The sequence below is a fragment of the Heyndrickxia sp. FW510-T9 genome, assembly GCF_058781025.1.
This window is the reverse complement of record NZ_JBYSWK010000020.1, coordinates 24,577-46,041: the sequence shown is the minus strand read 5'-3', so window position 1 is coordinate 46,041 and position 21,465 is coordinate 24,577. Positions and strand designations below refer to the sequence as shown.

Sequence of the window (21,465 nt, the reverse complement as noted above, 5' to 3'; positions counted from 1 at the left end):
TATTTTGTTGGATTTTAAACAAGAGGACAAAAATCATGCGGAAAAATGGTATAATTTCATCAATTAAAGATTAGCAGGAAATTTGGTATCTCTTAGAGAAATAATCCTTTAATCAGGAAGGATTGATCAACATTGGAAAATGCGATTCTTACATACTTGAAATATTTGAAAATAGAAAAGGAAACCCCATCACTGAACTATTTGCAACGATTAATTCATCATCATCTTTCACTCATTCCATATGAGACCATTAGTAAATTTCACTATTTCCAGAAAGAGCTAAACTTTCTCCCCTCATTAGAAATGTTTGTAGAAAATTTGGTGGAAAGAGGATGGGGAGGAACATGCTATACATTAAATATTAATTTTATGAGACTATTATTGGCTCTAGGATTCGACTGTTCGCTAGTAAGGGTAATTCCCGGGCATGTCGCTATCATGGTGACGATTGATGGGCGAAAACTATATGTAGATGTCGGCTACGGTTCGCCGATTATGAAACCGGTAGAGTTGGATGCGAAGAGGAGGCATGTTCTCCACGGATTTGGGGAAGAAATTGTCTTTGAAAAAAGAAATTCTGAGCGCTATGAAATTGATCGGCGCTCAAACGGTAAGTCGTTTGTCCGCAAAGAAATTGAATGGATTCCCCTTACAGAAGAAGATATCAAAGTGGATATTGAATCTTCTTATTTCGATCATGATCATAATACAACGATGAGGCGCATTACAGCGGTGCGTTTTAATGGGCATGAATGCTACTTTCTGCGTGATCGCTCGATTAAAGTAATGACCTATCGAAATATAAGAGAAATTCAGCTAAAAGATATGAATAAATGGTTAAAGCTAGTACAGGAAGTCTATCAAATTGATGAAACTTCACTGATAGAATCGGTTGGCTTTCTAGCAGAGCGTGGGGTTCATTTATTTGGGAAGGTATGATGAAGATTTATGGTGAAATCAAGGGGGAGTTATGCGAATAGTAGAAGTGGTTCCATATAATCATCAATGGCCGCAAATGTTCGAAGACGAAGCTAGTAAAATTAAAACGATATTGAATGAAATAATGGTACAAATTCATCATATCGGCAGTACATCCATTCCTAATATGTCTGCAAAGCCGGTGATTGATGTTTTAGTAGAAGTTCATTCGATTGAAAAAGTAGATTTGTATAATCAGGAAATGATGAAGTTAGGGTATGTTCCTAAAGGAGAAAATGGCATTCTGTATAGGCGCTATTTTTCCAAAGGGGGCGATAACCGAACGCATCATGTCCATATTTATCAAACGGGAAATCCGGAGATCACACGGCATTTACAATTTCGGGACTACTTAACGGAACATCCTGAGGATGCAAAATTATATAGTGAGCTAAAACAGTCACTTTCCAAGCAATTTCCTGCAGACATAGAACAATATATTTTGGGAAAAAATGCTTTAGTAAAAGAATTAGATCAGAAAGCAAAGTTGTGGGGGTTAAGAAATAACCTCAAACATCAAAGCTAAGCCGATTCCACCTCCGCTTCCAATCGCAGCTATTACATACCTGCAGTCTTTTGTGCGTTGAACTTCATAAAATAATCTTGTAACTAATATGCTCCCGGAGGCGCTATAGGGATGTCCTAATACAATGCTTCCGCCTCTTTTGTTTAATTTTTCATAGGGAATTTCAAGCTCTTTTGCGCATGCGACAACCTTTGAAGCGAAAGCCTCATTAATCTCGAATAAGTCGATATCACCAATATCTAAATTTCGTTTTTCTAATAGACTTTTAATTGCAAATACTGGGGCAATTCCCGGATAAAAAGGATGTACTCCCGTTACCTCACTACCAACAAAGCGCAGGATAGGTTGTAAAGAGAGGCTTCTAGCCAACTCCTCACTCATTACTACCACAGCACATGCACCGTCATTGATGCTGCAGCTATTTGCTGCAGTCACAGTACCGTTTTTTACAAATGTAGAAGCAGCTCTAGACAAAAGACGTGTCATATCTCTTTTGCGGACTAATTCTTCATCGATAAAGTGTCTTTCAATTGGGAGGATTTCTGGTTTATACATTCCTTTTTCAAAAGCATCCCAAGATCGTTCAAAGCTTAAAGTTGCGAATGCATCTTGTTCTTCACGGGTAATTTGGTATTTATTTGCTACATATTCCGCAGCCACTCCCATATCAGGATCGCCGATTTCGTCCGGAGAAAATCGAGCTCTTTTTTCAAAAGGAGATGTACTAACGCTCTCGACTCCACCTGCAATATAACAATCGCCTGCTCCCGCCTCTACTAGATAGCAAGCAAGTCTAATCGCCTCTAGCCCCGCACTGCATTGTCTGTCGATGGTTAACCCGGGCAATCGAAGAGGTAAACCTGCTTGTAAGCTCGATAGTCTAGCAATGTTACCGCCTGGCCCGACAATATTCCCTATAATGACATCGTTCAAATGATCCTCTAATCCTTCACCCAAATGTTTTATAATGGGTGCTAATAAATCCTGAACCTCTAAGTTCTTAAACAATCCGTTCTCTTTCCCTATAGGGCTTCGCTTCGCTTTCACGATAACAGCTTTTTTCATTTCTTCAGCACTCCGTCCGAAAGCATTTTCCTTACTTGTAACCGTGCAATTTTTCCACCAGCAGTATGCGGTAAATCGTCGACAAAAAACCACTTACGAGGAATTTTAAAATTGGCTAATTTCCCCTTGCAATATTTTCTCAATTCGCGTTGTTCACTTGTTCCTTTAATTACCGCGGTTACGATTTCTCCCCAATATGGATCCGGTGTCCCAATTACCGCTACCTCTTCGACATCAGAGTGTGAAGAAAGAACAGATTCCACTTCCTCGGGGAAAATATTTATTCCGCCGTAAAGAATCATCGAATTTTCCCTTCCCATTATGTATAAAAATCCATCTTCATCAAGATATCCCATATCACCTACTGACATCCATTGATCATTTCTTTGTGGAAGTATTTCATCTTCACTTGTTAAATAACCAATAAAAATCATATCGCTTTTGACGAATATTTTTCCGATCTCATTTGGTGCGGCTACTTCTTCTTCCTTTTTTACTACTTTAATCTCTACATTATGGCACGGTTTCCCTACCGAAGTTGTCTTCTGGATAAAATCATTTTGTGTTAAAACGGAGACAAAGCTCAATTCAGATGCCCCGTAAAACTCATAAAGCATTGCTGATGGAAAGAGTGTCTGTAATTTTGCTTTCGACTCCTTTTCCCATTTAGCACCGGAGGAAAAAATCTTGAGTGGCCTAGAAAATGGTTTTTTCTCTTTCAAAAGAGCTTCTACCATAGTAGGCACTGAATACATCACTGAAATTGGCTGACTCTCCAGGATTTTCAGAGTCGACACTGGATTAAAGCTTTCTAAAAGATGAACGGTTCCACCTAGAAATAGTGTGCTAATGGCTCCGTATAAAAAATGTGAGTGGATAAGAGCTCCCGGGACTAGAACATGTTCTTCTGCTTTCATATGAAAATCCACGATGTTGCAATCAAAGCTCTTAACCCATGAGCGATGAGAACGAATAAATGCCTTCGGTTTTCCTGTAGATCCGGAGGTAAAGCCCATGTAAAAAGGCTCTTCCTCGCTCACTACAGGTTCAATAGGATTGGGTTCGATTTCATGAAGCTTCTGCTGAAACTCATCAACATGTAGAATATGATGATTTGTTTGGGCCAAACTTTCAAAGCGTTGATCGGAAATGATAATAATATCTGGCTTGCAAATATCTAATCTATCCTGCAATTCAGATAGACTCCATTTAACATCGAGAGGAACTGCAGTCCATCCTGCATGTGCTGCTCCTGCAAAAATCTGCAAAAATGAAAGACTATTTGGCAATAAAATGCCTATTCTTTTATTGTTCGCTTGCTGCATTTGCAGCCAACTGCTAGTAATAGATACCTGATGATACCAATTCTCGTAGGTTACTATTTCATTCCTTGTTTTGATTGCAATACGATTTGGCAACTGTTTAGCATGTAAATGATATGTATGTGTAATGGTCATGGTAATCCCTCCATATTGATTAATTTATGGAAGCAATCTTTTTGGCAGCCGCTTTCTTATACTAATCGTCAATAGGGAAGCAAGAATTGCTTTTACAATATCTCCGGGTATGTAAACAAGGCTAAGCTTTATCGCTTGCATCAGTTTGATTTTCATCACAAGAGCTTGAACCGGAACGCCGATGCAATAGACAAATAGAATTCCACCTATAATGTTTACTATAAGAATCTTCGTAAAGGTTGCTTTTCTAAATTTCATTATCCCCCAACCAATGATAAATGCTGCGATAGTATAACTAATAATAAAACCTCCACTTGGTCCTACTAAAACACTTAACCCACCTCTACCGCCGGAAAGGATCGGTGCACCTGCTGCTACTAAGAGTAGAAATACTAACTGACTTAATCCTCCGAGTCTAGCTCCTAATAAACTTCCAGCCAGCATAACACCCAATGTTTGAAGAGTGATAGGAACCGGTGTAAACGACAAAAAGATAGGGGGAACAAAGCCCAAAGCTGCCATAATTGCTGTAAAAAGTGCTACAAAAACCATATCTCTGATTTTCATCATCGATTCTCCTTTTTATTTTATAGTAAAATTGATTAGAACATAAACATTCTATAAATCTTTTGTTCTAATTGTCAACTTATATTTAAAAATGGTTAACAATTAATTTTTTAAAAATTACTGTAGGGTTGTTTCATCCTAATTTCGTTTATAAAGGGTGAATGGAATAGAAAGGGGGGAGAGAGCACTTGGATGCAGCTTTAATTGAAAAAGCGAAGCATGGGAATGATCATGCATTTCGATTACTTGTTGAAAAATATCGGATACATGTTTTTCATACCGCTTTCGCAATTCTTCGCAATCAACAGGATTCTGAAGATGCAGCCCAAGAAGTGTTTTTGAAAATCTATGCCTCTCTCCCCCAATATGAGGATCAAGGTTTTAAAACATGGATAACAAGGATTGCAGTTAATCATACGATTGATTTGAAAAGAAAGAAGACCAGAAGACAAGAGGAAACAGTGATAGAGTTTCAGCCCGAATTCCATCACGCCGGAAAAGCAGAAACAACAGAGGTTATTGTTTTAAAAAAGGAGCAAAAGATTTTATTTCAAAAGCGATTAGGAGAAATTCCGGATAATTATCGTGATGTCATTGAAGGATTTTATATAAAAGAAAAATCCTATCAGGAATTGGCGGAAGAACAGCAGGTTCAAGTGAAGACCATTGAAACAAAGCTATATCGTGCAAGACAGTGGATGAAAAAGCATTGGGAGGAGGACGATTTCAGGTGAATCATATTTCATATGAAAAATGGCTTCAATATGTAAAAGGTGAACTAGATTCAGATACGCAAAAACAATACGATGATCACTTATATAGCTGTGACCAATGCTTGTCCGTTTATTTGGAGGCTGTCGAAGCGGTGGAGCAAGCGCTGCCAATCATGAGTAACGAGGATATCTTTACGGATATGGTAATGCAGCAAATTGAAGGACAAAAGAAGAATACAATCACTAAATCTCCAAAACAAAGCTTTTATCAAAAAGCCATCTTTCATTACTTAATTGCTGCAGCTATGACAATTATTTTAATGACTTCAGGTGTATTTTCACATCTGACAAATGCGTTGAATGATTTTGAAGCGAATAAAAAGAAGGAACCGTCCGTTGTTACAGGACTTATGAATAAATCTGTTTCATTGATTGATAAGGTTGAAAAGGAATCTAAGGAGGGAAATAAATAATGAATAACAATAAAAATCCCATCAAAGCGTTTTTACTCGGTTTTTTTCCGGGTGGTGGGTTGGTGTATTTAGGAAAAATAAGTGGTATTTTTTACACTATATCTGTCTGTGGGCTAGCCTTTATTTCTATATTGTTAGTGCTTAATTCTAATGATATACAAAATGCAGCAGCATGTACTTTCATTGGTTTTGTCATTTACATTGTTAGTATCATTGTTACGGCAGTTAACGCATCAAGACTTAACCAATCAAATGGAGAAGGAGTTCCTGGAGAATCAATCAATCATGATAGCCAGCGTTTTTACACTATCCTATTATCCTTTATCCCAGGTGTCGGTCATTTCCAACTAGGTTTAATGAACCGAGGATTAACACTTTTAACTACATTCCTCGGATTAGGTGTAATGGTCGTTTTTATTACTGCTCTTACGCATCGTGGAGAATTCATGGTTTTTCTCGCATTCTTGCCAATTATTTGGGTGTATGGATTTTTTGATGCGATCCGCCAGCTCACGAAAAAGCAACAAGGAGAAGCGTTAGTGGATCGCTCTATTTTCGAGGAGTTTGAGATGAGAAGAGAGGATGGGAAAAAGAGTAAGTCCATTGCAACCTTCTTATCCATCTTTCCAGGAGCGGGACACTTATATTTAGGATTGCAAAAACGCGGTATTCAATTAATGGCGGCATTTCTATTCTCCATCTATATATTGGACATTTTGAGATTGGGAATATTCTTATTTTTAGTGCCAATCATATGGTTTTACAGCTTTTTTGACGGCCTGCAAAAGGCATCGAAGTATGGGAAGGAAGAATTGGAGGATAAACCGGTGATTTCTTATTTAATCAACCATCAAAAATGGGTAGGGATTGGGTTAATCATTCTTGGTTTATATTATTTGATCTCTAACATTGTTTTACCAGTTGTATCTCCAGTGATATACAGCGCCATTCATATTGACATAAGATATTGGTTCAGTAATTACTTCCAAACAGTATTTGTTTGTATTCTCCTTATTGGTGGAGGGGTTAAACTTATGTTTGGCACGAAGCGGAAAGGGGAAGAAAAAAACATATGAAAACATGGAGAGTCGGGAGTATGTCAATGGGAGCAGCTCTAGTTTTTCTAGGAGTGTTCCTGTTATTGACACAAGTGTTTCATTGGAATACTGCTACTGTTTTAGTGACTTGGTGGCCACTTCTACTCATTATTTTAGGAGTGGAAATCCTTTTATCGTTATATTTTTCAAAGCAGGATAAGCCGGTGGTAAAATATGATATCCTTAGCATCTTTTTTATCGGTATCATTGGCATGGGCGGGATTGCACTAACTATTTGCAGTTCGACTGGAATTTTAAATAAAGTAACATATGCAATGGCTGCTGAAACAAAAACGTTAGATTTACCGAAATACAATAAAACCTTAAAAAATAATATTAAAAGAGTTGTACTAGAAACACAAAATCAGCCAGTAACAATTGAGTCCACAAAGGAAAAAACAATCTCAGCCTTTGGAACATATAAAACGGAAATGGTGGATAATCATTCTGCAATTAAGGAAGTGAATGATTATTTAATGGAGGAAGAAACAGGAGATACCATCTATTTGAAATTGAAAGATGGCGCAAATCAAAACCAGCCTTTTTATAATGATACTCAAGTATCCGCAACTATTCTGGTTCCCGATAATGTTAGGCTCGAAGTGGAAGGAAACTTTAATTCTATTATTTTAAAAGTAAGAGATTTATCAAATCATTGGTTTTTGAATAATGTTTCCGATGCTGCTATTCAAGTAATAGGTAATCCGAATTTAATGGTACAAGCTAATCAAGCTGATCAACTGTCGGGTGATGGTTGGATAAAAATGAAGAAAAAAGGCAATAATGGTGATGTCGAGCAGAAAAATGCAAAAATCACATTTGGGGACGGAACACATCACATCGTCCTAACAAAAACATCTACTGTTTCCGTCACACACTTGCCATAAGTGATGGAAACCTGTTAACTAGATTTTTACAGTGAAAAGAGTTATGATTATCGAGAGACAATTTCCATTCTGGCTTATGGCCAGTTTTTCTTTGCAATTAGAAAAGCGTAAGGTGCCTTGCACATTCGCTAACCGATAGGCGCTTGTGCTAGACAGATACTTAATTACGTGAAGCGAAGCCTAAATTTACGAATCATATTAATTTTCCAATGCAGTGTATACATATAGAGAATTCATCGTGAAGATATTAGATTAGGATGATGAACATGAAAAGAGCAAGAATTATCTATAATCCTACGTCAGGCCGGGAACTTTTCAAAAAGCATCTTGCAAACGTGCTGCAAAAGTTTGAAAAGGCTGGCTATGAATCGTCTTGCCATGCGACGACATGTGCGGGAGATGCTGTTGAAGCGGCAAAAGTTGCGGTTGCTCGTCAGTATGATTTAGTCGTTGCAGCTGGTGGAGACGGGACCATTAACGAAGTCGTCAATGGACTTGCTGAACAGGAATATCGACCAAAGCTAGGTGTTATCCCTGTTGGAACAACGAATGACTTTGCCCGTGCATTGCACATACCCCGAGATGTGGAGGCAGCAGCAGATATTATTGTTCGAGGAGATACCATTCCAGTCGATATTGGAAAATACAATGATGGTTATTTTGTCAATATTGCCGGTGGTGGAAGACTGACGGAACTAACGTACGAGGTCCCTAGCAAATTAAAAACGGTGATCGGTCAGCTTGCCTATTATTTAAAAGGAATCGAAATGCTGCCATCTATTCGAGCAACAGATATGAGAATCGAATATGACGGAAAGCTTTTTGAAGGAGAAGCCATGCTTTTTCTTGTTGGTTTAACAAACTCGATTGGTGGCTTTGAAAAATTAGCTCCTGATTCCTCGATCAATGATGGCTTATTTACGTTGATGATTTTGAAAAAAACAAATTTAGCAGAATTTATTCGAGTGGTATCCCTTGCAATTCGCGGGGAACATGTGAATGATCCAAACGTCATTTATGCTTCTGCAAATAGAATTAAAGTAAACTCCAGCGAAAAAATGCAAATCAATATTGATGGTGAATTTGGTGGACATGTTCCTGCCGAATTCGAGAACTTGTACCGTCATTTAGAAGTATTTGCACCGATTGATCAAATACGGCCACAAGATAAGATAGAATCATAAGAAAAACGTTTACCGACGAGGTAAACGTTTTTTCTTGCATTTAGCGATTATGAGCTGGATTAATGGGAATAGTCTATCACCGCTCAAAATTTTACCGTTATAATCTATTTTGAGAAAAATACCCTAGTAACACCGTATAAATAGTCCTGCAAGATGAAAGAATTGGTCCCATCCCAAATGCATATTCCCCATAAATGGTGACAGAATAACTTTATGTATAAGAAAGGGGACAACGGGTTATGCAGACGGAACACAATATTAAATTAACTTCAAATGAAGTTGCCCAACTTTGGTCGGCGTATATGGATAGCAGCCTAAGTAATTGTGTGTTTAGGTATTTTTTGGAGATAGTTGAAGATGTACAAATTAAAGAACTTATCGAAAGAGGGTTACGTCTTTCCGAAGAGCATATTCAGAAGCTGTATACCATTTTTACGAAGGAAGGCTATCCAGTTCCGTATGGGTTTAAAGTAGAAGAAGATGTGAACCCTTCTGCACCAAAATTATTTTCAGACATTTTTATTCTTTATTTCATTCATCATATGGGTGTAATGGCATTAGGCTTCTATCCGATCGCCAAAACAGTCTGTTCCCGAGCGGATACTCAGAAATATTTTTCAACTTGTATAAGTGAATTGGATGAGTATGATACGTTAGCTTCGAATTTATTGTTGTCAAAAGGATTATATATACGTTCACCACATATAACCCCTTCAGAAAAAGTTCATTTTGTGAAAAACGATCACTTTTTAGCAGGGTGGTTTGGAAGAAGGAAAACATTAACCGTGATGGAAATTTCCAATCTAGTTGTTAATTTGCAAAGAAATACGTTGGGGAAGGCAACGATGATTGCCTTTAGTCAGGTAGCAAAATCCAAAGAGGTTCGACAATTTATGATAAAAGGTAAGGAAATTGCTGAAAAACATATGAAGGTGTTTGGCAATGTTCTATTGGAGAGTGATCTTCCTGTTCCTATGGGATGGGAAACAGGTGTCACCTCCTCTCAAGTTGCACCTTTTTCAGATAGATTAATGATGTTTGCGACAACAGCGTTAATTGGCTTAAGTATTGGATTTTATGCGACTAGCATGGCAACCTGTTTTAGAAAGGATGTTGCCCTTGATTATGTACGGTTATCAGCTGAAATCGGTGAGTTTGCTGATGACGGAGCAAAACTTATGATCAAAAACAGATGGTTAGAAGAACCGCCTCTTTCGGAAAATCGGGATCGACTAGCGAAACAATAGCAAATGGAATTTTTTTATACAAACGATTGATTAAATAGGTGAATGCTATGCCCAGCAAGGGATAGCGTTATTAATCAATCGATTGATTAATATATAATTTTGTGAAAATTTATTCATGAAAGAATTTTTCTTGAAATTAGTTCTTGAACTTTTGAATTTCTCATGCTAAAATTCATTTCAATCTAAATAATATATTCTAAAGCAATGATGAGGATATGAATCATTTCTAATTTTTCTTAAAAGAGAACAGGGTCATCGGCTGAAAGCCCTGAGGAAAACGAATGATTTACCACCTTGGAGCAATGACGGGGAAATGCGAGGAGCGAAAGTAACCGTCATCGGGAAAACCGTTACTAAATTGAGCATAAATGCGGAGAACTTGCGTTTATGGAATTAGGGTGGAATCACGACCGCACTCGTCCCTTATAGGGGAAGGGTGCGTTTTTATGTACAATTTTATAGTTCAAAGCAATGAAAAGGACATGAATCATTCTTAATTTTTCTAACAAGAGAACAGGGTCATTGGCTGAAAGCCCTGAAGAAAAGAGAATGATTTACCACCTTGGAGCAATGATGGGGAAATGCGAGAAGCAGATTAACCATTATCGGGAAAACCGTTATTTTACTTGAGCATAAGTATGATGTACTTATGGAATTAGGGTGGCACCACGACCGCACTCGTCCCTTACTGGGGATGGGTGCGTTTTTATTTTACAATTTTATAGTTCAAAGCAATGAAAAGGACATGAATCATTCTTACATTTCTTTACAAGAGAACAGGGTCATCGGCTGAAAGCCCTGAAGAAAAGAGAATGGTTTACCACCTTGGAGCAATGATGGGGAAAAGCGAAAGTAACCATCATCGGGAGAACCGTTATTTTTACTAAAGCATAAAGCACAATTGATGTGATTTATGGAATTAGGGTGGAACCACGACACACTCGTCCCTTTAGCGGATGAAGTGTGTTTTTTTATATAAAAAAATTAGGAGGAATAAATGATGTCGAAACAAATTGAAGTGGATAAAAGAAATCACAGGAAATTAGGCCAAGAATTAGAACTCTATGCATCCATGGAGGAAGCTCCGGGAATGCCGTTTTTCCTGCCAAATGGGATGGTCCTTCGCAATGAGTTAGAAAACTTTTGGAGGAAAAAGCATCAAAAAGCAGGCTATCAAGAAATCAAAACACCGATTATGATGAAGCAGGGGCTTTGGGAGCAGTCAGGTCATTGGGATCATTACCATGAAAACATGTACTTTTCAGATGTGGACCAGCAGAGCTATGCTATAAAACCAATGAACTGCCCGGGTGCTATTTTAATTTTTAACCATAAAAAAAGAAGCTACCGGGAACTTCCTATCCGTTATGCCGAATTAGGCTTAGTTCACCGTCATGAATTATCCGGATCACTAAACGGCTTGCTGAGAGTTCGGTCATTTACTCAAGATGATGCCCATATCTTTGTTAGAAACAATCAAATCGAAGCGGAAATTGGGAAGGTTCTAGAATTAATTGATGAGATATACTCTCATTTTGGTTTTAAGTATAAGATAGAGCTTTCTACTCGTCCGGATGAGTTTTTGGGTTCAATAGAAATGTGGGACCAGGCAGAATCAGCACTAGAATCCGTATTAAAGACAAAATCGTTAAATTATCAAGTAAATCCAGGAGATGGTGCATTTTATGGACCGAAAATAGATTTTCATATACTAGATTCCCTTGGTCGAAGCTGGCAATGTGGAACAGTTCAATTAGATTTTCAAATGCCGGAAAAATTTAATTGTTCCTATGTTGGAGAAGATGGAAAGCTACATCGTCCAGTATTGATTCACAGAGCAATCTATGGTTCTATTGAGCGTTTCATGGCTATTCTAATCGAACATTTTGCAGGCGACTTCCCGCTTTGGCTAGCACCAGTTCAAGTGAAAGTACTTCCGATTGCTGAACCTCATAAGGACTATGCCTTTTCCCTTAAATCCATGCTAGAATTGGCGGGTATTAGAGTAGATATCGATGAAAGAAATGAAAAAATAGGGTTAAAAATAAGGGAAGCCGAGAAACAAAAAATCCCTTATATGCTTGTGGTGGGAGACAAAGAGGTCGAGAGTCAATCAGTCGCAATAAGAAATCGGATAAACAAAAGCCAAAGTTCCATGAGTGCAGAGGAAGCATTTTATTATTTCAAACAGGAGATTATGAAATAATAATAATGGATTAACAGTAAAAAATAGAGACTGATTCTAGGTGAATTCGTCTCTATTTTATGGCTGTAAGTATGCTATTTAGACGGACTGTAAACAGAGTAGTGATCCAATTCTACGCTTTGACTGTTTATAGAAAAAACAAATTTTAACGTATAAGCACCATTTGAATAGCTGAGTATCTCTTCATTATTTCCAGTTGTAACATCTGAGGTTGGTGAGCCAAAGTAATTTTTTATATCGATACGGGCTAAATTATTCAACTTGGGGTCAAAGGACCGGATTTCAAATAATAGTTGCTCTTTATTATATGCAACGACTACATGTTTTTTGCTGTAAGTGCTGTATGTCCCTTTAGCTACTGCTACATAGTCGCGTTTATCATCTTCTCCCCATTTTTTTCTAACAGTATCTATTGTGCTTCCAAGGTGAAACTCAGCATTTATGATTTCTCCCTTTTTCGCTTTTGTAGCAATATCCTTGAGGAGATTATTTTTTGCTGAATCAGTTGTAGAGGAACTAGTTGAAATAGCTTTTTTAATTTGCGCATTCAGCTTTGTTATATTGACAGGTGGAACTTTATTATTCGTAAGTTTATATTTTCGCTTAAGGGATAAAATCCTGTAGACACTCTTATTAATGGTGCTTTCGGAAATGGTGTGATTTTTGGCCGCTTTGTATAGACTGTTGTATACAGTACTAACATTTTCTTTTCCGTGTCCGACTAGAATCATATCACTTCCGGCATTTACAGCCCTCACAGCAGCATCTTTTAGGCTATAGTGTTTAGCGATCGCTCCCATGGTCATGTCGTCCGTTATAACAACTCCATCAAAACCTAGTTGTTTTCGTAAAATCCCCGTAATAACAGTCTTAGACATAGAAGCGGGATACTTAGAATCTAACTTTTTCATCAATATATGTGCCACCATTACCATATCTGCTTGGTTTTTAAAGGCATTTCGGAACGGTATTAGTTCCAATTTATTTAAACTAGATAAATCTTTATACACTACAGGAAGCGCTAAATGAGAGTCAACAGAAGTATCTCCGTGTCCGGGAAAATGTTTGACTACAGGAATGATTTTTCCAGAACGAATTCCCTTCATCATAGCTACTCCTTGTTTAGAGGCAATACTTGAATTGGTACCAAATGAACGATCGCCAATTACGGTATTTTTAGGATTACTTTGTATGTCTAGCACTGGAGCGAAATCGACGTTGAACCCAAAAGATGTCAACTCATTTGCAATCACGTTTCCGATATTATACGCGTATTTTTCATTATTTGTTTCCCCGATTGCCCTTGCGCGAGGGGTGTTTATTATTGATGCAGGCATACGGTTAACTCTTCCACCTTCCTGGTCAGTGGAGATAAAAAGAGGTACCTTATTTATAGAATTGGCTGTTTTCAGCGCATTTGTTAAGTTTACCAATTGGGTATCACTTTTCACGTTTGTTCCAAAAAGGATCAGCCCACCTAATTTGTAGTCCTTTATAAGATCGGCAGCATCGGTCGTTACGCTAGTCCCGTCAAAACCTCCAATAATCATCTGTCCAATCTTTTCAGATAAAGACAATCTATTAAGTTCTTCTTGAACTGGATCTGAATTATTTTTTATTTGTTTATCGTTTTTCATTCCACACCCTGTTATTAGAAAAAGCGTGCTTACTACTACTAAAATTTTCTTTAAGTAAGTTTTCATATTATATTCCCTTTCATTGAATGGTTGATTTAAAGGAATTAGATTTGAAATGAAGTCTATGGATTAGTATTAGATTAGTTTATGCAATATTCCTGCTGTAATCCATTAGTATATGTAGAATCCAACTTTTTGCATGTGGCATAATTTAATATATGCAGGTAGTAAATTTACCTAAAACACTGAATTTAGCAATGAACTCCCTGTTATGGTACAATCATCTCATCAAAAATTAAAGGAAGTCAATCCATGACCAATCAAGTTCCAGTTCAAAAAAACGAATATATAGATGTAATGTTTGAAGATTTAACTCACGAAGGTAACGGGGTCGCAAAGGTAGATGGGTATCCCCTCTTTGTTCCCGATTGCTTACCTGGTGAAAAAGCAAAAATTAAAGTAATAAAAGTAAACAAAGGCTATGGGTTTGGACGCCTCATAGAGCTGTACGAAAAAAGCCCGGAGCGAGTTCAGCCAGATTGCCCTATCTATAAAGAATGCGGTGGCTGCCAGCTCCAGCACTTGAGCTATCCTGGCCAGCTAAAAGCAAAGCATAAACAAGTCCGGGAAGTGCTAACACGTATCGGAAAACTAGATAACGTCATTGTACATCCTGTCCTTGGTATGGAAAATCCATGGAGATATCGGAATAAAGCACAAGTTCCAGTCGGTGAACGAGAGGGCGGATTAATCGCAGGATTTTTTCAAAAACGAAGCCACGATATTATTGATATGGAAGCCTGCCTCATTCAACAAGAAAAAAATGATACAGTGATCCAAAATGTCAAACGAATTTGTGAAAAGTATGGAGTTCGTGCCTACAATGAACAAAATAATAAAGGTACATTGCGTCACATCATGGCTCGTTATGGAATGAAAACAGGTGAAATCATGGTTGTGCTTATTACCCGCACTTCTGATCTCCCTAATAAAAATCAAATAATACAAGAAATAATCCAATCTAATTCCAATATAAAATCAATCGTTCAAAATATCAATCCAAAGAGAACCAATGTGATTTTCGGGGACGAAACAAAAGTCCTTTGGGGTGACGAATTCATCTATGATTATATTGGCATCATAAAATTTGCTATCTCTGCCCGCTCTTTTTATCAGGTTAACCCTGAACAAACTAAGGTTCTTTATGACCAAGCACTAAAATATGCGGGATTAAATGGCGAAGAAACTGTTATCGATGCCTATTGCGGAATCGGAACCATTTCACTTTTTCTAGCTGAAAAAGCCAAGAAAGTGTATGGAGTTGAAATCGTACCAGAAGCCATTGATGACGCAAAGCGCAATGCAAAACTAAACGGAATTGATAATGTTGAATTTGCCGTTGGAGAAGCGGAAAAAGTGATTCCAAAATGGTATAGCGAAGGTGTAAAAGCGGACGTTCTTGTGGTAGATCCACCACGTAAAGGTTGTGATGAGACCCTGCTTCAAACCATTATTGAAATGAAGCCGAAAAAGGTTGTATATGTATCCTGTAATCCTGCTACATTGGCAAGGGATTTAAGGATATTGGAGGACGGTGGATATAAAACGGTTGAAGTGCAGCCGGTGGATATGTTCCCGCACACTACACATGTGGAGTGTGTAGCGCAGATAGTATTAAAAGTGTAACTCAAAAGTAAACCTTACCTTGTAAAAATAAATATTACCGATTCCAGCCCTGATTTTGTGATAAAATACTTTTCCTATTTCAGGGTATTTTTTCGATTTTATCTTCATTCCATTATCGGAAAACTTTATTTTAACTCCCGAAAAAATGTGAAAAAAGCGAAAAAACAGGCGGAAAAACGGCCATTTTCGAATAGATAAGAGGTAAACACATCTCCGTTACTCGTTTTTAAGATTTCCGAACACAGAAAAAGGATTTACCGTTGAGAATAGGGAAATGGAAAATTAGATTAAAATGCAGTTTGAACACCATTACGTTCATTTTGCGTTTAGCTACTTATCAAAAAGGTTTAGGCTGTGTGCTATCGAGTATATGTTACACTTGAAATTATTGAATTTTCGAAATATACTAAAAGTATATTGCAACGACAAGGAGTTGAGTTCATGAAACTTCTGCTCACATCTGCAGGCATCAAGAACAAGAGCATACACGACTCGCTGGTTGACATGCTGGGCAAACCGATTTCCGAGGCCAGTGCCCTCTGCATTCCCACTGCGGGGTACGCCTTACCCGGTGGTGCAGGTAACGCATGGAAGTTCATCAGTGGACATGCCACTACACCGATGTGTGAGCTGGGCTGGAAGTCCCTGGGGGTACTGGAGCTCACCGCGCTGCCCAGCATCGATGAAGAGCTTTGGGTCCCTATGGTCAAGGAGACTGATATTCTACTAGTGAATGGCGGTGACCCTTTGTATCTTTGTTACTGGATGCGGAAGTCCGGACTGGCAGACCTCTTGCCGTCGCTGCGTGCAGTCTATGTGGGACTGAGTGCTGGGAGCATGGTGATGGCACCTAACATCGGGGAATTCTTCGTTGGCTGGACTCCACCCAACGGTGGCGATGAGACGTTGAGACTGGTCGATTTTGCAATGTTTCCGCACCTGGATCACGAGATGCTGCCGGAAAACACCATGGCTGCCGCAGAGAGATGGGCCGCCGAGATGCAGGGGCCGGCGTATGCGATTGACGATCAAACCGCCATCAAAGTGATCGACGGAGCAGTCGAAGTTGTCTCAGAAGGGCATTGGAAACTGTTTTCTCCCTGATATTACTCCGCCGCTAAATATATCAACAACGTAGGCGAGATTCTTGTGATGAAAATATGATTTCATTTGACTAGGTCTTCGCTTCAACCAACGTTAATAGATGAAGTGCGGGCATTGCTTGATAACTTTGGGGCAAAGAATCTTGATGGTATGGGGGATCAGTAGGCGTGTTCTAATTTAAGGTAAAAGCAAAGTAGGACGTTCAACTGGTGTGCCCCTAATTTAAGCTTTAATAGATTAGAAAGTTATGCTTAACGGAATCAGGCAATACTGGTTCCGTTAGTTTTTTTTTTTGTAAAATCACCAGCATCACTTGTGTTGCTACATTCACTCTGGACATGTGGAGTGTGTAGCGCAATTAATGCAAAAATTGTAAGCCTAAAATAAACTTTTCCATAACAAAATAAAAATTTTCGATTCCAGCCCTTATTTTGTGAAAAAATACTTTTCCGATTTCGGGGCTGTTTCATGCTCAATGGAGTTTCTTTTATAAGTGTACGGACGAAACGATGCACCTACGGATAAAGTCAGTTTCAATTTGGGGATCTCCTTCTCCCGGAAGGAGAAGGTCCTAATCCATTCTCAATTATCATGCACGGTGGCTTTTTTGTAAAACATTTGGGTTTAGATATAATGGAACCTGTAGCAACGGATTTGGTGTCCATTGGAATAGCGACTTGGATCATCGAATGTCACCTTGTTAGTGATAAAGGCGGAGGATGACTGGGTACTTTTATAGATTAACACATCTCCATGTAACTGCTAGCGCAAGGGTCCTCGTTGACAATGCTATTTTATCTTTTTATACCACTCTTTTGCTTGCGACGGCGTAAAGTGGTTTTCTTGTTTTCTAGAACTTTTCCTCAAAAGAATTCATTTCTCTTCTACTATTGCTTCTAATTACCAAGCAGAACACTTCTTCCATTTTGTAAGTGATATTCCATTTCCTTTATTACTGCCTTTTCATCCCCCTTTTCCAGCTCGGATAAAATCTTTTGATGCTCCTCGTACGACTTCCTTAAACGTTCAAAGTTCTTTTTTATAATTTCTCTTCCATAAAACGATAGTTTTTCTTTAATGGTACTGAAGGCATTGTACATTTCCTTGTTATCGATAAACTCCATTAACTTAAGGTGAAATAAAGTATCATATTTGATAAACATATAAGCATCTTTTAGTTGTAATTGTTCAAATTGTAGTTTTAATATTTCCTCCAACTCTTTAAGTTGGGAATTTTCAATTGTATGAACAAGCTTCTTAATCGCAAATGTTTCAAATGAGGTTCTCATTTCGTAAACATCATTTATTTGTTTTACTGAAATTTCACAAATATAAATCCCCTGTTTTGGCAGAATTTTAACAATTCCCTCATGTTCTAATCGCTGTAATCCAGAACGAATCGGAGTTCTGCTCATATTTAGCTTTTCACTTAGCAAACTTTCAGAAATAAACTCACCTGGAGTTAATTTTCCATTCATAATCTCATCTTTTATCGCTAGATAAGCTTGGTCTTTAAGAAATCCATTTTTGGGTATTTGACTACTCATCTTATCATCTCCTTAACTTTTAATTTGAGAAAAAAATATATCGCTTAACGGAATATAACTCTATTTAATAAGATATTTTTAGTATACTTGTTGTATACAACAAGTACAATTCATTTATTAACTAATTTTACAGTTCTTCAAACGGATAAAATTGTAAAAAAACTTTATTGACAAATAATTCTGAATCATAGTAGAATAACTTCATATCTTGTATACAAGGTGGATACAAGATGAATGCAAGTTCAAAATATCTTTAGCTTATAAATAAAGGAGATGGAAAAAATGAGTGTTAAAACAAATTTCTTAAAAGAAATGAGTTGGAAGAAATTTAAGGAAAGAAAGGCGCAAACGGATTTAGTAATTATCCCATCTGGTGCCTTTGAAGTTTACGGTCCACATTTACCCCTTGGTTCTGATACCTTAGTTTCAGTCAAAGTTTCTGAACTAGTAGCTGAAAAAGTCGATGCAATTATCTCTCCTACTTTGGAAGTTGGGGATTCTGCTATGCTAGATGCATTTCCAGGAACAATCACAATCAAACCAGAAAGTTTTAAAGCTTACTTAACAGATGTAGTGAACAGCTTGAAAAAATGGGGATTTAAAGACTTTTTGTTCATTAACACTCATCTTGGTAATGTTCCAATTATAGGTTCGGTCGCTCACGAATTACAGCGAGACCCAAATATTCGCTGTGTACAAATAGATTATTGGCGTTTTATTAAATCGCTGGACAAAGGCATTATCGAAACAGGAGATTTAGCTCATGCCCATGCAAGTGAGGCAGGTACATCTGTGTTATTGCATCTCTACCCTCATCTTGTCGATATCAATCAAGCAATCAATGAACCTCCTAAATTTAACAATCAATTTTCTGATTTTATTCAATATGTAAATTATGATGAACATACTACCTCTGGTACTATTGGAAACGCGACCGTGGGAACTGCTGAAAAAGGAAAGGAATTGGTCGAACGTTCGGTGGATCGAATTGTCCAATTCTTACAACAAAATTGGGAAATAAGAGAAAAGATCACAATTGATAGATAGTCAATCTTATAGAAAAGAAGAATTTAATGGAGGGATAAAAATGTTTCGAGTACATCCAAGAGTACAAGGTGTTAATTCAAAATTAATTGACCTATATCAAAAGGTAGATCCTTCTACCATCGGACATATGACGGACTTTGGTTTTTTAAAAGGCCTGCAACCTCTTTCACGGCCAATCCGTTTTGTTGGAAATGCAGTTACCGTCAGGATTCCCCACATGGATTCAACAGCAGTTCACAAAGCTATTGAATTGGTGGAGCCAGGTGATGTAGTTGTCGTTGATATGTCTGGGGACACCCAAAGATCATGTTGGGGTGGTATGGTCTCCTATGCAGCTAAAAACAAAAAGGTAGCAGGAGTAATTGTTTCCGGCTGCATTAATGATGTACCTGAAATTTTGGAATTGAATCTACCTATTTTCTCTTTAGGAGTTAGTCCTTTAACAACAAGAATCCTTGGAATCGAAGGAGAAATTAATACAACTATAAGTGTATGCGGGGTAAGTATTAACCCCGGTGATTTAATTGTGGCTAGTGATGATGGCGTTTTTGCAATAAATCCTAAAAATGCAGAGGAATATGCTAGAACTGCAATTGAAAAACAAGAGGCAGAGATCGAAATGAAACGGCAAGTAGATGCAGGGGTGAGCCTTGCAATACTGAGTGGTGCGGAAAAATTCTTTAATTAAATACAGAGGTGAATTGTATGAAACATAGTAATATTAGATGGCGTGTAATATTTTTAATCATGTTGCCGATGCAATTAATTATGTCGTTGGACCGCATTAATATCGGTGTTAGTGCACCTTTTATTCAAAAGGATTTTGATTTCAGCTTAACTCAGATCTCATTTATTTTATCGGCATTTGCCTGGACCTATGCATTCTTTCAAATTCCAACTAGTATTTGGGTACAAAAGATTGGATCCCATAAAGCAATTGCGATTGCGGGTATTTTTTGGTCACTGTTTACTTTTGTAACCCCTTTCGGTTCCAGCCTCTTTCTATTGATAGTATTTCGTAGCTTATTGGGTGTAGCACAAGCCGCAGATATTCCGGGTGGTATTAACGCCATTAATACTTGGTTTCCTAAGAAGGAAAAAGCTAGGGCGAACTCTATTTTCCTTAGCTCGGGTTATCTCGCATCAGCAATTGGAACCATAATAACCGCATGGCTTATTTCCAAATTTGGCTGGAAAATGAGCTTTTATAGTTTTGGTATTATCGGTATTGTCATTGCAGTATATTGGTATAAAAATTTCCGTAATAGTCCAAAAGAACACAATAAGGTCAATCAGGCTGAGCTAGAGTTAATTAATGAATCCCATGAGGATAAAAATGAAACCGTTATCAAAACGTCTTGGAAGCAGTGGAAAAAATTCCTTAGAAAATCACAGTTTTGGGCAATCGGAATTCAATATTTTTGTTTGGTGCTGGTCGAAAGCTTCTTTATTACATTATTACCCACCTATCTTATTCAAGGCCGTGGATTATCGATTGTAAAGACAGGAATATCTGCAGCTCTACCTTGGGTATCCTTAACAATTATGGTTTTAGTAATGGGGGGAATAATTGATTTAGTATACCGAAAAACAAAATCTCGTGTGTTCTCACGTGTTCCTTTTGGTATTGCGGGGTTCATCGTCAGTTCTTCGTGTTTATGGCTTGCAACCCAGGCGAGCAGTACTATCGGCATGTCTATTCTATTAATGATATCCATGGCAGGTATAGGCATGATTCAAGTACCAAACTGGACCGCTGTTCAAGACATTGGTGGTAAACATAGTGCATCTTTGTCAGGTTATGTTAACTTCTGTGGTAATTTATCCACGGCAATTGGGACCATATTAATTCTCCAGTTAGTCAATCATTTTGGAAATTGGAACATTGGGATATTAACCTTAACGATTGTAGGAGCATTAGGAGCAGTTGCATGGTTATTTATTAAACCTGACAAACCTCTTCTTGAAGAGGCTCATATTGAACCTAATAATTCCTTAATGGTCAATACTGAAACTAGTAATCAATTAATTTAATAAATTTTAT

At 37.8% G+C, this 21,465-nt stretch carries 19 protein-coding genes and 3 other annotated features; of the genes, 14 read left to right on the top strand and 5 right to left on the bottom strand.

The features are described from left to right. Positions 1 to 132 precede the first annotated feature (132 nt). Both AC3WJF_RS12065 and AC3WJF_RS12060 read left to right on the top strand, forming a co-directional pair. Entirely contained in the window at positions 133 to 939 is an 807-nt protein-coding gene (locus AC3WJF_RS12065; RefSeq protein ID WP_492452458.1) for an arylamine N-acetyltransferase, read from the top strand. A gap of 31 nt (positions 940 to 970) precedes the next feature. Next, a complete protein-coding gene (locus tag AC3WJF_RS12060) occupies positions 971 to 1,504 on the top strand; it encodes a GrpB family protein (RefSeq protein ID WP_492452456.1) in 534 nt (177 codons plus the stop codon). Here AC3WJF_RS12060 and AC3WJF_RS12055 read toward each other — a convergent pair. The 3 genes from AC3WJF_RS12055 to AC3WJF_RS12045 are packed head-to-tail and all read right to left on the bottom strand — an operon-like array spanning position 1,475 to position 4,593. Next, positions 1,475 to 2,569: an acetyl-CoA C-acyltransferase gene (locus AC3WJF_RS12055; RefSeq protein WP_492452454.1), complete on the bottom strand. Its 1,095-nt coding sequence runs from the start codon at positions 2,567 to 2,569 to the stop codon at positions 1,475 to 1,477. The two genes, AC3WJF_RS12060 and AC3WJF_RS12055, sit on opposite strands and share 30 nt — an antisense overlap. Then, positions 2,566 to 4,026, bottom strand: coding sequence for an AMP-binding protein (locus AC3WJF_RS12050; protein WP_492452452.1), 1,461 nt, complete (start codon positions 4,024 to 4,026; stop codon positions 2,566 to 2,568). Before AC3WJF_RS12050 ends, AC3WJF_RS12055 begins: the two co-directional genes overlap by 4 nt. Positions 4,027 to 4,050: 24 nt before the next feature. After that, a complete protein-coding gene (locus tag AC3WJF_RS12045) occupies positions 4,051 to 4,593 on the bottom strand; it encodes a biotin transporter BioY (RefSeq protein WP_492452513.1) in 543 nt (180 codons plus the stop codon). A 188-nt stretch (positions 4,594 to 4,781) separates the two neighbouring features. Between AC3WJF_RS12045 and AC3WJF_RS12040 the strand changes: the two genes are divergently transcribed. The 7 genes from AC3WJF_RS12040 (at position 4,782) to thrS (ending at position 12,400) form a co-directional block, all read left to right on the top strand. Then, positions 4,782 to 5,327: a sigma-70 family RNA polymerase sigma factor gene (locus AC3WJF_RS12040; RefSeq protein WP_492452450.1), complete on the top strand. Its 546-nt coding sequence runs from the start codon at positions 4,782 to 4,784 to the stop codon at positions 5,325 to 5,327. Continuing rightward, positions 5,324 to 5,779, top strand: a complete 456-nt coding sequence (locus AC3WJF_RS12035) for an anti-sigma factor family protein (RefSeq protein ID WP_492452448.1) — start codon at positions 5,324 to 5,326, stop codon at positions 5,777 to 5,779. The genes AC3WJF_RS12040 and AC3WJF_RS12035 overlap by 4 nt, the downstream gene beginning before the upstream one ends. Beyond that, positions 5,779 to 6,855 (top strand): hypothetical protein, encoded by a 1,077-nt coding sequence (locus tag AC3WJF_RS12030; protein ID WP_492452446.1) that lies wholly within the window; start codon positions 5,779 to 5,781, stop codon positions 6,853 to 6,855. Before AC3WJF_RS12035 ends, AC3WJF_RS12030 begins: the two co-directional genes overlap by 1 nt. Continuing rightward, a complete protein-coding gene (locus AC3WJF_RS12025) occupies positions 6,852 to 7,763 on the top strand; it encodes a LiaF transmembrane domain-containing protein (protein ID WP_492452444.1) in 912 nt (303 codons plus the stop codon). Before AC3WJF_RS12030 ends, AC3WJF_RS12025 begins: the two co-directional genes overlap by 4 nt. 266 nt (positions 7,764 to 8,029) lie before the next feature. After that, positions 8,030 to 8,947, top strand: a complete 918-nt coding sequence (locus AC3WJF_RS12020) for a diacylglycerol kinase (RefSeq protein WP_492452442.1) — start codon at positions 8,030 to 8,032, stop codon at positions 8,945 to 8,947. Between the two features lie 239 nt (positions 8,948 to 9,186). Next, complete coding sequence (locus tag AC3WJF_RS12015) at positions 9,187 to 10,194, top strand: DUF3231 family protein (RefSeq protein ID WP_492452440.1); 1,008 nt, start codon at positions 9,187 to 9,189, stop codon at positions 10,192 to 10,194. A 195-nt stretch (positions 10,195 to 10,389) separates the two neighbouring features. Beyond that, positions 10,390 to 10,621 (top strand) — a binding site (T-box leader). Positions 10,622 to 10,656: 35 nt separating this feature from the next. Continuing rightward, positions 10,657 to 10,883: a binding site (T-box leader), on the top strand. Between the two features lie 36 nt (positions 10,884 to 10,919). Next, positions 10,920 to 11,146, top strand: a binding site (T-box leader). 48 nt (positions 11,147 to 11,194) lie between these two features. After that, positions 11,195 to 12,400, top strand: a complete 1,206-nt coding sequence (gene thrS, locus AC3WJF_RS12010) for a threonine--tRNA ligase (RefSeq protein WP_492452511.1) — start codon at positions 11,195 to 11,197, stop codon at positions 12,398 to 12,400. Positions 12,401 to 12,474: 74 nt separating this feature from the next. Here the strand turns inward: thrS and nagZ are convergent, their stop codons facing one another. Then, entirely contained in the window at positions 12,475 to 14,103 is a 1,629-nt protein-coding gene (nagZ, locus tag AC3WJF_RS12005) for a beta-N-acetylhexosaminidase (protein ID WP_492452438.1), read from the bottom strand. A 246-nt stretch (positions 14,104 to 14,349) separates the two neighbouring features. On the opposite strand from nagZ, the gene rlmD reads away from it, so the two are divergent. After that, positions 14,350 to 15,723, top strand: a complete 1,374-nt coding sequence (gene rlmD, locus AC3WJF_RS12000) for a 23S rRNA (uracil(1939)-C(5))-methyltransferase RlmD (protein ID WP_492452436.1) — start codon at positions 14,350 to 14,352, stop codon at positions 15,721 to 15,723. Between the two features lie 441 nt (positions 15,724 to 16,164). Beyond that, positions 16,165 to 16,827 carry a Type 1 glutamine amidotransferase-like domain-containing protein gene (locus AC3WJF_RS11995; protein ID WP_492452434.1) on the top strand — a complete coding sequence of 221 codons (663 nt, stop codon included), beginning with the start codon at positions 16,165 to 16,167 and terminating at the stop codon, positions 16,825 to 16,827. An 896-nt stretch (positions 16,828 to 17,723) separates the two neighbouring features. Here AC3WJF_RS11995 and AC3WJF_RS11990 read toward each other — a convergent pair. Continuing rightward, entirely contained in the window at positions 17,724 to 18,374 is a 651-nt protein-coding gene (locus AC3WJF_RS11990) for a GntR family transcriptional regulator (RefSeq protein ID WP_492452432.1), read from the bottom strand. A gap of 282 nt (positions 18,375 to 18,656) precedes the next feature. Between AC3WJF_RS11990 and AC3WJF_RS11985 the strand changes: the two genes are divergently transcribed. The 3 genes from AC3WJF_RS11985 to AC3WJF_RS11975 are packed head-to-tail and all read left to right on the top strand — an operon-like array spanning position 18,657 to position 21,455. Beyond that, positions 18,657 to 19,421 carry a creatininase family protein gene (locus AC3WJF_RS11985; protein ID WP_492452430.1) on the top strand — a complete coding sequence of 255 codons (765 nt, stop codon included), beginning with the start codon at positions 18,657 to 18,659 and terminating at the stop codon, positions 19,419 to 19,421. A 40-nt stretch (positions 19,422 to 19,461) separates the two neighbouring features. Next, the gene (locus AC3WJF_RS11980; protein ID WP_492452428.1) at positions 19,462 to 20,109 is read left to right on the top strand and encodes an RraA family protein; all 648 of its coding nucleotides are present in this window, start codon (positions 19,462 to 19,464) and stop codon (positions 20,107 to 20,109) included. Between the two features lie 17 nt (positions 20,110 to 20,126). Then, positions 20,127 to 21,455, top strand: coding sequence for an MFS transporter (locus AC3WJF_RS11975; protein WP_492452426.1), 1,329 nt, complete (start codon positions 20,127 to 20,129; stop codon positions 21,453 to 21,455). Positions 21,456 to 21,465 lie beyond the last annotated feature (10 nt).

Bases quoted from the DNA above. Each gene is read 5' to 3' on its own strand.
- AC3WJF_RS12060 (WP_492452456.1), top strand. From the start codon at position 971: ATGCGAATAGTAGAAGTGGTTCCATATAATCATCAATGGCCGCAAATG.
- AC3WJF_RS12055 (WP_492452454.1), bottom strand. From the start codon at position 2,569: ATGAAAAAAGCTGTTATCGTGAAAGCGAAGCGAAGCCCTATAGGGAAA.
- AC3WJF_RS12050 (WP_492452452.1), bottom strand. From the start codon at position 4,026: ATGACCATTACACATACATATCATTTACATGCTAAACAGTTGCCAAAT.
- AC3WJF_RS12045 (WP_492452513.1), bottom strand. From the start codon at position 4,593: ATGAAAATCAGAGATATGGTTTTTGTAGCACTTTTTACAGCAATTATG.
- AC3WJF_RS12030 (WP_492452446.1), top strand. From the start codon at position 5,779: ATGAATAACAATAAAAATCCCATCAAAGCGTTTTTACTCGGTTTTTTT.
- AC3WJF_RS12025 (WP_492452444.1), top strand. From the start codon at position 6,852: ATGAAAACATGGAGAGTCGGGAGTATGTCAATGGGAGCAGCTCTAGTT.
- AC3WJF_RS12020 (WP_492452442.1), top strand. From the start codon at position 8,030: ATGAAAAGAGCAAGAATTATCTATAATCCTACGTCAGGCCGGGAACTT.
- AC3WJF_RS12015 (WP_492452440.1), top strand. From the start codon at position 9,187: ATGCAGACGGAACACAATATTAAATTAACTTCAAATGAAGTTGCCCAA.
- thrS (WP_492452511.1), top strand. From the start codon at position 11,195: ATGTCGAAACAAATTGAAGTGGATAAAAGAAATCACAGGAAATTAGGC.
- nagZ (WP_492452438.1), bottom strand. From the start codon at position 14,103: ATGAAAACTTACTTAAAGAAAATTTTAGTAGTAGTAAGCACGCTTTTT.
- rlmD (WP_492452436.1), top strand. From the start codon at position 14,350: ATGACCAATCAAGTTCCAGTTCAAAAAAACGAATATATAGATGTAATG.
- AC3WJF_RS11995 (WP_492452434.1), top strand. From the start codon at position 16,165: ATGAAACTTCTGCTCACATCTGCAGGCATCAAGAACAAGAGCATACAC.
- AC3WJF_RS11990 (WP_492452432.1), bottom strand. From the start codon at position 18,374: ATGAGTAGTCAAATACCCAAAAATGGATTTCTTAAAGACCAAGCTTAT.
- AC3WJF_RS11985 (WP_492452430.1), top strand. From the start codon at position 18,657: ATGAGTGTTAAAACAAATTTCTTAAAAGAAATGAGTTGGAAGAAATTT.
- AC3WJF_RS11980 (WP_492452428.1), top strand. From the start codon at position 19,462: ATGTTTCGAGTACATCCAAGAGTACAAGGTGTTAATTCAAAATTAATT.
- AC3WJF_RS11975 (WP_492452426.1), top strand. From the start codon at position 20,127: ATGAAACATAGTAATATTAGATGGCGTGTAATATTTTTAATCATGTTG.